Below are 12,569 nucleotides of genomic sequence, written 5' to 3'. Positions count from 1 at the left end.
TCAGGCGCTCTTTCGTTGCGCGGCAAGGCCGCAGAGGTTGGCACGGGCGACGGCGTCGAGATGCGGGCCGTCATGGCACACGACCGAATTCATGCCGATACGATCGTGCAGGGCATCGAGGGTCTCGCGACGAATGTCGATGGTTGCCGCCATGGTCCACGCGTTCTCCACCAGAGCCGGCAGGCCAAGCGGGGTCACCACGAAGCCGGCCTCGTGGAAGCGTGGCAGCCACCAGGTCTCCATGATCGCGCTGACCTGCGCGATCCCCTGCGCGAGGCAGAACTCCTGCACCGCCGCCATCAGTTGCAGGTTGAGCGCGCCGTCGCGGCGATCACGCACGACGAAGTAGCGCGACCATTCCCAGACCAGCGGATCCGCGGGGCAACCGCGCACCGACGCCAAATGCGGGAACACCTCGCTCATCATCGAGGGTTTGGTCGTCGGGTAGAGCCGGTGACCACCAATGATCCGCCGCCCCTCGAGCGCAAGCAGATAGACGGTATCCTCGTCGTCGTAGGAATCGATCTCGCGGCAATCCGGCCTGCGCAGCGCCTCCCAGTGCCGCTCTTCGACGAAGACATCGTGGCGCAACCGGAAATGCTGCTCGATCACGTCTTCATAAAGGTGGCGATTGACCGCAGAAATAGCATGAATCATGAAATCCCCCATTCATCCTCAATGGAGGCAGAGTCGGCGAAAAGAGCCGGGTTCGATATTGGGAAATTTCCCAGTACGGCACTTACGGATTGATGATCTTGTTCCGAATCGCCAGCGCCACCGCATGCGTGCGGTTGACGGCACCGAGCTTGCGCCCGGCAGTCGCAAGATGCTCTTCCGCAGTGCGCTGCGTGATGTGCAGAATCTCGCCGATCTCCCAGGCCGACTTGCCCTGTGAGGCCCAGGAGATCACCTCGCGCTCGCGCGGGGTGAGGCGCGCCGGAGGATAAGGCGTCGGCTCGAGCAGACGGCGAATGTGGTCGAAGCCATACATCGCCATCAGGTGCAGCGCCGGCTTGCTTCGCGGATTGAGGTCGAGATGAACGCCGCCAACCGACACCGCGGCTTCATAGCCGGTGAGCCCGTGGATCGGCACGATGAAGCCCCGCGACATGCCAAACTCGCTGGCGCGGTTCATCACCTCGGCCGCATCGGGCTCAAGCTCGGCGTCATAGGGCGCTTCCGACCATTCGAACGGATTGACCGATTGCCGGCACAGCCGCACCACGGGATCGAAGCGGTCGTAATTATTCTGGGTGTAGAGGCTGAACCAGCCGGCCGGCCAGCGCTTGGCGAGCACCATCTGCGCAAACCGTTGGTCGGGATTGGGCAATCCGGTCACGATGATGGTTTCGAAGCCGAATCGACCGAACGCTGTTTCGAGCGCATCCATGGCCTCGGGCACCTTGCGATAGGTCCCCAGCCCCTCAATGAAGTCGAGCGCCTCCCGGCCATAATCTACGGCAGACATCGGTGCGTTTCCTGACCCACACGGCCTCGTATAGCACGTATTCGGGGACTGCCTCAATTCGCTGCTGCCGTAGTTTCCCGTGCTCATCCGCCCCGAAGATTTAAACTACTTGTGGCAGAATTGACGTCACGATACACCTGAGGCGACCGAAGCGGGAAAACCACGATGGAAGACGAGGACATCGCCCTCAACAGCGTGCTCGGCCTGGAATTGAACCGCGTGTTTTTCGCGGTCCGCGAAACGGCAAACAAGCAGAAGATCATCGAGTTCGCGCGCGAGGTGCTGCAAGGCGAGCGCGAGGACCTGGCCGAAAGCGTATTGCCGGAAGGGCCGGCGGGCTAGAACGCAATTGCAGCCCAGCTCGCGCTGGTCACGGCCGGTGGCTTAGGCGCGCGACCTAGCCTTGAGGTCGATAAGCGCGCGACGTCCGACCGACGTCAATTCGTCCAAAGTCGTCATGCCGGACTGAGCCGCGTCGAGCAGACGAGCCGCAACGAGCTTGCGGCTCTCGTGATCACCGCCATGCCTGACGTGACTGAAGGCAGCATCAAGCGCCGCATCCAAAATGGCTTGAATGCGGCCTTCCAACTCGTTCATGGTCTCACCAATGCGCCCCCGCGCCCAGCTGGCCCCTTATGCGCCGGCGCGGTAAACTCGTATGTTCACAAGTGAACGCAAAACTCTGGTGATTGAAGCGGCATCGTGTCGGGGGGAGTGCTGTCTGTGCGCGGCCACTGAGCCCACATCATGCCAGCCGATCAGATGGGAGTCGGCAGAGCAAACAAACTCCAATCAACCAATTCTGTTCCTGGGCCAAGCGACAAAATTGCAGCTGCTTCCCTCTACGCGGCTCGCCAATATTTGCCTAGAAAAATCGTCTGGAACCAGGGCAGGGCATGACTGACGGCATCACGAAATCTCCAACCGGCATCGACGGCTTTGACGACCTGACGCTTGGCGGCCTTCCCACCGGGCGACCGAGCCTGGTGTGCGGGTCGGCCGGCTGCGGCAAAACGTTGTTTGCTTCGACCTTCCTCTTCAACGGCGCGAAGATCTACGACGAGCCCGGCGTCTTCGTCACGTTCGAGGAGCGTCCCGTCGACATCATCGCCAACGTGGATTCGACGCCGTCAACCAGACCACATTCCGCCGGCTGCTCGCCCAGGCGCTGCGGGAGCGGCAATCCTCTGAAATTCACGTTCGCGTCGGCGACAGCGAGCGCAGCTTCCTTCTCACCGGCGCTCCGATCGATTTCGGCATCGTGAGCGGCGTCGCCATCACTTTCACCGACATCAGCGAGCGCGAGCAGACGGCGGCCGCCAGGGAGTCCGAGCGGCTGGCGCGGTCCGTTCTCGCCTCCGCCAACGAGGCCGTCATCGTCTGCGACCGCTCCGGCATGGTCACGCACATCAATGCGGCCGCCGAACGGATCTGCGCCGAGGCTCCGATCGGGAAGCGGTTTGAAGAGGCGATCGCGCTGACCTTCGCCGATGCGGCCGAGCTGATGTCGGGTGCCGATATCGTCGCGATGGCCGTCGGGGGCACGCCGGTGCAGGGCTTGGAAGCGGCAGTGAAGACATCCGCCGTCGACGTCACCGACGTCATGATCAGCGCGGCACCGCTCGTCGTATCCGGCGACCGGACCCAGGGCTGCGTGGTCACGCTGATCAACCTGTCGCAGCGCAAGGCCGCCGAGCGTCGGCAGGCTCTCCTGATGGGCGAGCTCGATCATCGCGTCAAGAACACGCTGGCCATGGTGCTGGCGATCTCGGCGCGCACCGCGTCCCACGAGCGCACGATCGAGGACTTCCAGAAGTCCTTTTCCGGCCGCATCCAGGCCCTGGCGGCCACCCATACGTTGCTGTCCAACGCGTCCTGGGAAAACCTCCAGATCAAGGACGTGCTCAGCGTCGAGCTGGCGCCCTATGCGACGCTCTCCAGCGGACGCATCTCGATGGAAGGGTTGGATATCTCCGTCGACTCCAAGACGGCCGTCTCGCTCGGGCTCGTCTTCCACGAATTGACGACCAACGCAGTGAAGTACGGCGCGCTTTCGACCCGCGCCGGCAAGCTGACGGTGCGGCGGATCGGCCTGCTCGATGACGGCGCCCTGCAAATCGAATGGGAAGAGCGCGACGGGCCCCTGGTGACTCCGCCGACGGTCACGGGCTTCGGCCAGACCTTGATCTCGCGCAGCCTCGGCAGCGGTCCCAATGGCGGCACGAAGCTCGAATACCGGCCGACTGGCGTGGTCTGCCAGATCCTGATTCCGAAATACGGCCACTTCCATTCCTAGAATATTGTCGCTGGATGGCCGCGCGCCTTCCATGAGATGATCCCGGAAGACCATCCGGGACATCCAGACATGATGACGCTGCGCCAGGTGGAAGTGATCCGTGCCGTGATGGTGACGGGCACCATCGGCGGCGCCGCGAAGCTGCTCAGTGTCTCGGCGCCGGGGATCAGCCGCCTCGTCAAATACACCGAGCGCTCGCTCGGCATCCGCTTCTTCCAGCGCCAGAACGGGCGCTACTTCCCGACGCCGGAAGCCGAGAGAACATCTTCGAGCAGATCAACGGCGTCTACAAGAAGGTCGACGATCTCTCCGAGATCATCTCCAAGATCGGCCGCGGCGAGTGATAAAAGGGCAATTGTGCTAGGCGGGGGAAAGGCTATCGTCGCGCCAGGAACTGCCCTCGGACTTGCGGGAATTTCCCCGCTAATGGCCGGGACCGAACGCTCCGTTTGAGACGATAGCGAACCATGGTCAAGCGCGGATACGCCGCCAGCAAGAAGCTCCTCACCGGCCTTATCGGCGCGCCGATCGCGCATTCCGCGTCCCCCGCCATGCATGAGCGCGCCGCGGAGGCGCTGGGCCTGCGCGGCCACTACCAGCTCATCGAGGTTGCCGGTGCCGATGCGGCGGGGCTTCGCATGATGCTCGAGGGCGTGCGGCGGCTCGGCTTTGCCGGCGTCAATGTCACCTACCCCTACAAGGAAGCGGTGGTCCCGCTGCTCGACGAGCTGGCGCCGGGCGCGGCCAGCATGGGCGCGGTCAACACCGTCGTCGTCAAGGACGGCCGCCTGACCGGCCACAACACCGACACCACGGGCTTTGCCCGCGCGGTGGCGCCGTTGCTGGCGCCCGCGGGGAATGCCGTTGCGGTGATCGGCGCCGGCGGCGTCGGCAAGGCGATCGCGTTTGCGCTGGCGAGCCTGGAGGGGTCCGACATCCGCATCTTCGACAGCGAGCCGGCGCGCGCGGCGACGCTCGTCTCCCTGCTGGCGCCACGGTGCGGCGCAAGGATCGCCGCAAGCGTCGAGGATGCGCTGCACGGCGCAACCGGCCTCGTCAACGGCACGCCGGTCGGCATGCTGCCGGACCGGGGCATGCCGGTTGCAGCCACCTTGCTGCACGAAGGATTGTGGGTCGCGGATGCCGTCTACTCGCCGCTGATCACGCCGCTGCTGGCGGCGGCGCAAGCCAGGGGCGCGCGGATCATGACCGGGCGCGAGCTCGCGATCTATCAGGCCGTCGACGCGTTCGAACTGTTCACGGGCCTTGCCCCATCGACCGAGATCATGGGAGAGGCATTCGACGAGGTGATGGCGGCACGAAGCTCGGCCTATCACCCAGCGTAACATCCTGGCAGACGCCCTGCTTGCCTTCGCAACCACAACCGGCGTCCACGGCCAGGCTATCAAGCTCGCCGACGTCGCCGAGCTCTCGAGCGGCGGCGCCACCGTCGAGGCCAGATACGATCTCGCGCCCGACCTGATGACGCAGCTGCGCGCCAATCACATCCTCAACGACCGCGAGGGCGACGGCGAGTTCTTCCAGGTCTACACCCACATCTTCGACGAGCGCTTCTTCTTCGAGATCGTCGAGCGCAGGGATTATCAGGGGTTCGGTGCGGCCAATGCCGGGATCAGGCTCGCGGCGCAATCGTGCGAAGTGCGGCCCGCGAGCATGCCGCGGGCGTAGGCCTTCTCCCTCTCCCCGCAAGCGGGGAGAGGGAGAAGCGCCAGCTCACTTCATCTTGCACTTGTCGTGGAAGCGATCCTGGTCGTTCTCGACGATGGTCGCGACCGTCTTCAGCGAGAGCTGGCCTTCGCCGTCCTTCACCACGTCCTGCAGATAGAAGTTCTGCACCGGGATGTGGTTGTTGCCGTATTTGAAGGGGCCGCGGAGCGACTTGAAATTGGCCTTCTCCATCTCGGCCTTCATCGCGTCCTTCTTGCTGGTGTCGCCCTTCACCGCGACCACCGCGCTGTTGATCAGCTGCGCGGCGTCATAGGCTTGCGCACCGTAATAGGTCGGGCGCAGGCCGGTGTACTTCTTGCGGTAGTCGGCGACGAAGCGCTTGTTCTGCTCGTTGGGGAGGTCGTTGACCCATTCCTGCGCGCCGGGCACCCCGAGCGCGTTCTCCTTCTGCAGCGGCAGCGACAGCTCGTCGACCGTGAACGCCGTGTAGAGCGGCATCGTGCTCTTCAGGCCGGCCTGGGCATATTGGTTGAGGAACTGCACGCCGGCCGCACCGGGATAGAACACGAAGATCGACTCGGCGCCGGAGGCGCGCGCCTTGGAGAGCTCGGCGGAGAAATCGAGCTGGCTCGGCCAGACCGTGTATTCCTCGCCCTTGACCTCGCCCTTGAAGGTGCTCTTCACGCCGGCCAGCATGTCCTTGCCGGCCGCATAGTTCGGCCCGATCAGGAACACGCTCTTGACGCCCTTCTGGTTCATGTAGAGGCCCATGGCGGCCGGCGTCTGGTCGTTCTGCCAGGAGGTCGAGAACACGTACGGGCTGCACAGCTCGCCGGCGAGTTGCGAGGGACCGGCATTGGCCGAGATCAGGAAAGTCTGCGAGTCCACCGCCGTCTTCAGCGAGGCCAAGAGCACGTTCGACCAGATATAGCCGACGATGAAATCGACCTTGTCGGACTGCACCAGCTTCTCGGTCTTCTGCTTGCCGACGTCGGGCTTCTGGCCGTCATCCTCGTAGATGACTTCGACCGGCTTGCCGTCCATCTTGCGGCCGATGTGGTCGAGCGCCAGCTCGAAGGAGTTGCGCATGTCGTTGCCGATCACGGCGGTCGGGCCGCTGAAGGTCGAAACGAAACCGATCTTGATGGTGTCGCCGGCGAATGCCGGGCTCGCCAGCACCAGCGCCGCTGCGCCCGCCAGCCAGAATGCCGTCCTCATAACCAATCCCCTCCACATTATTGAGCCCCGAAACGCGGTGATCGCCGCCCCGGGTCGTCTCTATTGAACGCAAAATTCATCGAGCCGCCAATGGCTCAGCGCCTGCCCTGCACCATATTTCGCCCTAATCGGCGAAGGCAAGAAATATAATTCTACATACTTCGGCCAACCCTGCGGCGCTTTCTCGCGCCTGATCGATACATCCGGCCTATGCGGCGATTGGTGACGGCTATTGGACTGCAGCGCCCGAACCGCACTTAAATGGGGGTGTGGAGCAGCGAGATTCGAGGGTACGTCATGACCACGACACCGCATCGCGTCGTCATCGTCGGGGCCGGCTTCGGCGGGCTGGAGGCGACCTACCGGCTTGCGGGCGCGCCGGTCGAGATCACGCTGATCGACCGCCGTAACCATCATCTGTTCCAGCCGCTGCTGTACCAGGTCGCGACCGCCTCGCTCGCCACCAGCGAGATCGCCTGGCCGATCCGGCACCTGATGCGCGACCGGCCCGAGGTGACGACGCTGTTCGCGACCGTCAGCGGCGTCGACGCGGCAAGGCGCCGCGTGCTGATCGACGACGGCAGCGAGGTGCCCTACGACACGCTGGTGCTCGCGACCGGCGCGCGTCACGCCTATTTCGGCCACGACGAATGGGAGCAGTTCGCGCCGGGCCTGAAGACGCTGGAAGACGCGACCACGTTGCGCCGTCACATCCTGGTGGCGTTCGAGCGCGCCGAGCGCGAGACCGATCCGGCCAAACGCGCGGCACGGCTGACTTTCGTCATCGTCGGCGCCGGCCCCACCGGCGTCGAGCTCGCCGGCACCATCGCCGAGATGGCGCATCACACCTTGCCCGGCGATTTCCGCAACATCGACACGACGAAAGCACGCGTGGTGCTGGTCGAGGCGGGGCCACGCGTGCTCGCAGGCTTTGCCGACGACCTCTCGGCCTATGCGCAGGCCTCGCTGGAGAAGATCGGCGTCGAGGTCGTGCTGGGACAGGCCGTCACCGAAATCAATCGCGAGGGCGTGGTGTTCGGCGGCAAGCTGCTCGAGGCCAAGACCCGGATCTGGGCCGCCGGCGTGCGCGCTTCGCCCGCCGCCGAATGGCTGGGCGCACCAGCCGACCGCGCCGGACGCGTGCAGGTCGAGGCGGACCTGACCATCCCCGGCCATCCCGAGATCTTCGCGATCGGCGATACTGTCAGCATCAACGCCTGGGACGGCAAGCCGGTGCCGGGCATCGCGCCGGCCGCCAAGCAGCAGGGGAAGCATGTCGCCGAGACCATCAAGGCACGCCTGCGCGGCGCTGCCACCGGCTCGTTCCGCTACAAGCACGCCGGCAGCCTCGCCCAGATCGGCAAGCGGCTCGCTGTAATCGACTTCGGCCGCTTCAAGCTGCGCGGCACCATTGCGTGGTGGATCTGGGGCATCGCCCACATCTACTTCCTGATCGGCCTCCGCCACCGTCTCAGCGTCGCGCTGAGCTGGTTGTGGATCTACGCGCGCGATCAACGCGCGGCGAGGTTGATCACGCAGGGGAGCAGCAAGGTGGTGTAAGCCTTCTTCCTTCCCCTTGTGGGAGAACGAGGGTCTATCTAATCCGTTGAGATGATGTTGGAAACGCAACCTTGCGTCCGTCCAGCGTCCCTTGCAGCCGGTTCCTTGTGGGGGCAAACCAGGCGAGCGACCGGAGCCGCTCGCCGGAATCGTCGCGGTGACTATGCCGTGCGCCCGGTTCGTTGGGCGGCTTCGTCCTTGCTTCCGGCGTGTGTGATGCCCTTGAGCACTTGGTTCACGGCGCGCCGATTGATCACATAGGCCGCTGCGATCTCGTGCTGGTACTGGCCGCTCCAGCGGCGCAGCCAGACGTCAACAGCTTCTTCGAATATGAACTTGGTTGGTTTTGCGGGGTTCGTTGTCTTGAACGACAGGACCAGCCAAGCTAGGGTCTCCTTCGTGGTGATGGACATGCAAAAGCATCTCCGGTGAAAACAGCAACGGAGAGCCGAGCCCGCCTTCCAAGAGTGCTCAAACTGCCAAATCATTCGCCCATTAGGTCAAAGCCGTCAGGGTCGCGCAAGGTGGCGCGGAAAGGCACCCGTTTCAAGGAATTGAGATGTCGTTCCCCACGATTTACCGGCAAATCACGACGGCTGCCCTGCTGGCGTTCGCGCTGACGACCGCCGCAGCGTCGGCGAAACAGCGTACATTCTACGACTCGCGCGGCAACGTCGTTGGCCGGTCCACGACCGACAGCCCAGGCACGGCGACGACCTACGATGCGCGTGGCAAGGTGAACAGCCGCGAAAGCACGAAGCCCACAAAGAATGACTGGCCCACGAAGGATGACTGCTACGGCAGACCGGCCATGATGTCCGGCAAGCCTTGCCACTAGCCCCAGGGGGTACGCGCGCCACGCCATGTCCCTTGCGAAGATGTGGGCGCGTCTGGCTCATCTGCCTAAACCAGTCGCGTAGGCCCCGATGAGGACACGCCGAAGCGAAGCTCCAGCTGTGACGCCGGATGAGGAGCTCTCTCAACTCGCGAGATCGTCCGTGAGGAGAGAACCCCTCACCCGGCTTCGCTTCGCGAATCCACCCTCTCCCAAAAAGGGGAGAGGGTGCAGCGGCGTGTGCGGCTACGTCGTAAGCAAACTAGCCCCCTATTTCATCAGTTCGCAGCCACCCTCGGCCAGTGGGCGAAACGCCTGCTCCGCGGGAATGGTCGAGACCAGCTTGTAATAGTCGTAGGGATATTTCGACTCCTCCGGCTTCTTCACCTCGAACAGATACATCGGATGCACGACGCGGCCGTCCTGGCGGATCGTGGTGTCGCCGAACAGTTTGTCCTTGCCCTTGAACTTCTTCATCTCGGGCACCGCGTCCTTGGCGTTGTCGCTGCCGGTGGCGGCAACCGCGTTGAGATAAGCGAGCGTCGAGGCATAGACGCCGGCCTGGTTGCCGCTCGGCATCTTGCCGTTCATGCCGGGCCGCGCGGCGAACCGCTTCGCGAAGGCGCGGGTGTCGTCGTTCATGTCCCAATAGAAGGCCTCCATGAGCTGGAGTCCCTGCGCGACCTTGATGCCCATGCCGTGGATGTCGTTGATGAAAAGCAAGAAGGCGACCAGCTTCTGACCGTTCTGCTGGATGCCGAACTCGGCGGCCTGCTTCACGGCGTTGATGGTATCACCGCCGGCATTGGCAAGGCCGATCACCTGGGCCTTCGAGCCCTGCGCTTGCAACAGGAAGGAGGCGAAGTCGGAGGTGCCGAGCGGATGCTTGGAGGAGCCCAGCACCTTGCCGCCGTGGCCCTCGATGTATTTCTGCGCTTCCGCCTCGATGCCCTTGCCGAGCGCGTAATCGACCGTGAGGAAATACCAGTCCTTGCCGCCGCGCGAGATCATCGCGGCTGCCGTCGTGTTGCCGGTCGCCCAGGTGTCGTTGACCCACTGGATGGTGTTGGGCGAGCAGGCCTTGCCGGTGAGATCGGAGCTTGCGGTCGAAGACGCCAGGAACGTCATGCGGCTGTCGCGCAGCAGCGTGTTGATGGAGAGGCCGACCGCCGAGTTCGGCACGTCGACAATGGCATCGACGCCTTCGACATCGAGCCATTTGCGCGCGATGGCATTGCCGACATCGGCCTTGTTCTGGTGGTCGGCATAGACGATCTCGACCTTGATGCCCTTGCCGCCGCCGTTGAAATCCTCCGCCGCCATGCGCGCGGCTTCCACCGAACCCATGCCGTTGGTGTCCTGGAAGATGCCGGAGATGTCGTTGAGCACGCCGACGCGCACGACATTGTCGGATATCTCAGCACTTGCGGCGCCGGACACCAGGCTCGCGGCCAGCGCAAGAGTCCACTTCAGATTTTTCATTGGTATCTCCCCTGCTTTATTGTTTCCGGTCGTGTCAGGCCGGAATGATCGTCACCGGCAGGCTGTCCAGCCCGCGCAGCGTGTTGTTGAAGCGGCGCTTCGGCTCGCCCGTGATCTCGATGCTGGCGACACGGCGGGCCAGCGCCGACAGCATGGTCTCGCCTTCGAGCCGCGCCACGAGCTGGCCGACGCACATGTGGATGCCGGAGCCATAGCCAACATGGCCGGAGGTGCGGCGGGTGATGTCGTAACTTTCGGGCTTGTCCCAGCGCCTGGGATCGCGATTGGCCGCGGCGAGGAACATCAGCACCTTCTCGCCCTCGCCGATGGTCGCGCCTGACAGTTCGACCTCACGCGTCGTGGTGCGGAAGAAGGTCTGCACCGGGCTTTCGAACCGCACGGCCTCCTCGAAGGCATTGCGCGCCAGCGTCAGGTCATCACGCAAGCGCTGCCATTGCTCGGGGAAACGCGCCAGGCAATAGACGGCGGCACCGATGCCATTGACCGTGGTGTCGAGGCCGGCCGATAGCAGCGAGCGCACCAGTAGCGGCGCTTCAGTCGCGGTGATCGCGCCCTCATCGACATGGGCGTGGATGCAGGCCCCGATGCCGCCGGGCGTGAGATTGTCACGCTGGCATTGCCCGGTGACATAGGCTTGATGTGGCGACGAGCGCGCGATGGCTTCCTGGCGCAACTCATTGGGCGGGCCGAACGCGTTGAACACGACGCTCGCATAAGGGATGAGATGCTCACGGCCTTCGGGCTTCAGCCCCAACGCGTCCGGGAAGATCGAGAGCGGATAGGCTTCCGCCAGATCCGTGATGGCGTCAAAACTGGGCCTGGCGAGCAGCATATCGACTCGTTCTTCAGCCGCCGCCGCAAAGCGGTCGCGGAGCCCCTTCATCACGGTCGGTGACAGCACCTTCGACAGCACGGCACGGGTGCGGGTGTGCGCGGGCGGGTCGGCTTCGAGGATCAGGCTCGGCGGCCGCCACGGCGTCTCCTTCTTGAAATCGCTGAGGCCGACACCGCGGCTGGAGCAGAAGGTCGCGGGATCGTTCAGCACCGCATGGACCTCGGCATAGCGCGCCACGCCGTAGACGTTCCACTTGTCGAGATAGACCACCGGCCCCGCCTCCCGCAGCCGTTCATGCGTGGGATAGGGATCGGCGAAAAAATCCATCGCGAAGGGATCGACGTCGAGATGCGGAACGGCTGCGGAGCCGGACGATATCGGGGAGCCGGATACGCTCATAGGAGACCTCCCTCATTTTGATCTTGTGAAAGGATGGCGCTTGCCCTTAGGTCGGTCGCCCCACCGCGAGTCAGACCCCCGACATGCCTTCGCCTTCGACCAGATCCCGCCAGAAGCCCGCGCCGAACGATGCGGGACCGACGCTCGATCTCGACCGCTACGTCCCGGCGTTCGTCACGTTCATCGCCAACAAGCTCTCGAACAGCGCGACCGCGTTCTATCAGCGGGAGTTCGGCGTCAACGTCACGGAATGGCGGATCATGTCGCTGCTGGCGATCGAGCCCGGCATTCCAGCTTCGCGCATCTGCCACGTCATCGGCTTCGACAAGGGACCGGTGAGCCGGACGCTTGCGGGCCTTGAGAAGCGCGGGCTGGTCTCGATCCGCACCGATCCCCATGACGGCCGCACCCATTCGATCGCGCTGACGGCGAAGGGCCGCACGACCCACGACAAGGTGATCGTCGCTGCGCTCGAGCGCGAACGGCGGCTGTTGTCCTGTCTGAGCAAGGACGAGCGCGAGGTGCTGATCGATCTGCTGCGCCGGCTGCACGAGAATCTCGGCGCGGTCACCGGCGGCACCGCGACCTGACAGGTCGTGGGCGGGGCGCCAGCTGCCGTCACGTCCAGGCATGCGCCGGCGTTGGCCGACGGCACCATTCGGGCCGAGCATCGTTTCCTCCAGGATCAGACGCGGCGGTTTTTCCCGCCGTCATCTCTGCCTGGAACGGTTCGCATAGATTAGTTGCTTAAGCAACAAAAGAATCG

13 protein-coding genes and 3 pseudogenes are annotated in these 12,569 nt (G+C 64.2%); 9 read left to right on the top strand and 7 right to left on the bottom strand.

Annotated elements, in window-relative coordinates:
- Both IVB24_RS04745 and IVB24_RS04740 read right to left on the bottom strand, forming a co-directional pair.
- A complete protein-coding gene (locus IVB24_RS04745) occupies positions 1-657 on the bottom strand; it encodes an acyl-homoserine-lactone synthase (RefSeq protein ID WP_247772199.1) in 657 nt (218 codons plus the stop codon).
- A gap of 82 nt (positions 658-739) precedes the next feature.
- Positions 740-1,468, bottom strand: a complete 729-nt coding sequence (locus IVB24_RS04740; protein WP_247772198.1) for a LuxR family transcriptional regulator — start codon at positions 1,466-1,468, stop codon at positions 740-742.
- A 165-nt stretch (positions 1,469-1,633) separates the two neighbouring features.
- On the opposite strand from IVB24_RS04740, the gene IVB24_RS04735 reads away from it, so the two are divergent.
- A complete protein-coding gene (locus IVB24_RS04735; protein WP_140481544.1) occupies positions 1,634-1,810 on the top strand; it encodes a hypothetical protein in 177 nt (58 codons plus the stop codon).
- A gap of 42 nt (positions 1,811-1,852) precedes the next feature.
- Here IVB24_RS04735 and IVB24_RS04730 read toward each other — a convergent pair whose 3' ends face one another.
- The gene (locus tag IVB24_RS04730; RefSeq protein WP_140481545.1) at positions 1,853-2,065 is read right to left on the bottom strand and encodes a hypothetical protein; all 213 of its coding nucleotides are present in this window, start codon (positions 2,063-2,065) and stop codon (positions 1,853-1,855) included.
- Between the two features lie 299 nt (positions 2,066-2,364).
- Here IVB24_RS04730 and IVB24_RS04725 point away from each other — a divergent pair.
- The 5 genes and pseudogenes from IVB24_RS04725 to IVB24_RS04705 all read left to right on the top strand — a co-directional run.
- Positions 2,365-2,577, top strand: a pseudogene (locus tag IVB24_RS04725) (ATPase domain-containing protein); the annotation flags it as partial.
- 152 nt (positions 2,578-2,729) lie between these two features.
- On the top strand, positions 2,730-3,764 hold the full coding sequence (locus IVB24_RS04720) for a sensor histidine kinase (RefSeq protein WP_247772197.1): 1,035 nt from the start codon (positions 2,730-2,732) through the stop codon (positions 3,762-3,764).
- A gap of 69 nt (positions 3,765-3,833) precedes the next feature.
- A pseudogene (locus IVB24_RS04715) lies at positions 3,834-4,102 on the top strand (LysR family transcriptional regulator); the annotation flags it as partial.
- Positions 4,103-4,231: 129 nt separating this feature from the next.
- Positions 4,232-5,110 carry a shikimate dehydrogenase gene (locus IVB24_RS04710; RefSeq protein ID WP_247772196.1) on the top strand — a complete coding sequence of 293 codons (879 nt, stop codon included), beginning with the start codon at positions 4,232-4,234 and terminating at the stop codon, positions 5,108-5,110.
- Positions 5,111-5,213: 103 nt separating this feature from the next.
- Positions 5,214-5,453 (top strand): annotated as a pseudogene (locus IVB24_RS04705) (3-keto-5-aminohexanoate cleavage protein); the annotation flags it as partial.
- A gap of 45 nt (positions 5,454-5,498) precedes the next feature.
- On the opposite strand, the gene IVB24_RS04700 reads toward IVB24_RS04705, so the two are convergent.
- Positions 5,499-6,671, bottom strand: coding sequence for an ABC transporter substrate-binding protein (locus tag IVB24_RS04700; RefSeq protein ID WP_094976320.1), 1,173 nt, complete (start codon positions 6,669-6,671; stop codon positions 5,499-5,501).
- Positions 6,672-6,968: 297 nt separating this feature from the next.
- On the opposite strand from IVB24_RS04700, the gene IVB24_RS04695 reads away from it, so the two are divergent.
- Positions 6,969-8,231, top strand: coding sequence for an NAD(P)/FAD-dependent oxidoreductase (locus IVB24_RS04695; RefSeq protein ID WP_247772195.1), 1,263 nt, complete (start codon positions 6,969-6,971; stop codon positions 8,229-8,231).
- A 161-nt stretch (positions 8,232-8,392) separates the two neighbouring features.
- Here IVB24_RS04695 and IVB24_RS04690 read toward each other — a convergent pair whose 3' ends face one another.
- On the bottom strand, positions 8,393-8,644 hold the full coding sequence (locus IVB24_RS04690; RefSeq protein WP_247772194.1) for a hypothetical protein: 252 nt from the start codon (positions 8,642-8,644) through the stop codon (positions 8,393-8,395).
- Positions 8,645-8,790: 146 nt separating this feature from the next.
- Here IVB24_RS04690 and IVB24_RS04685 point away from each other — a divergent pair, with 146 nt between their 5' ends.
- Positions 8,791-9,069, top strand: a complete 279-nt coding sequence (locus tag IVB24_RS04685; RefSeq protein WP_247772193.1) for a hypothetical protein — start codon at positions 8,791-8,793, stop codon at positions 9,067-9,069.
- A gap of 267 nt (positions 9,070-9,336) precedes the next feature.
- Here IVB24_RS04685 and IVB24_RS04680 read toward each other — a convergent pair whose 3' ends face one another.
- The gene (locus tag IVB24_RS04680) at positions 9,337-10,548 is read right to left on the bottom strand and encodes an ABC transporter substrate-binding protein (RefSeq protein WP_247772192.1); all 1,212 of its coding nucleotides are present in this window, start codon (positions 10,546-10,548) and stop codon (positions 9,337-9,339) included.
- Between the two features lie 34 nt (positions 10,549-10,582).
- Entirely contained in the window at positions 10,583-11,803 is a 1,221-nt protein-coding gene (locus IVB24_RS04675) for a cytochrome P450 (protein ID WP_247772191.1), read from the bottom strand.
- Positions 11,804-11,886: 83 nt separating this feature from the next.
- On the opposite strand from IVB24_RS04675, the gene IVB24_RS04670 reads away from it, so the two are divergent.
- Positions 11,887-12,393, top strand: coding sequence for a MarR family winged helix-turn-helix transcriptional regulator (locus IVB24_RS04670; RefSeq protein WP_247772190.1), 507 nt, complete (start codon positions 11,887-11,889; stop codon positions 12,391-12,393).
- The last annotated feature ends 176 nt before the right edge of the window (positions 12,394-12,569 follow it).

This window comes from Bradyrhizobium sp. 192 (assembly GCF_023100965.1).
Lineage (GTDB): Bacteria > Pseudomonadota > Alphaproteobacteria > Rhizobiales > Xanthobacteraceae > Bradyrhizobium > Bradyrhizobium symbiodeficiens.
The sequence above is the reverse complement of the archived record's forward strand: the minus strand, read 5'-3'. Positions and strand labels throughout refer to the sequence as shown.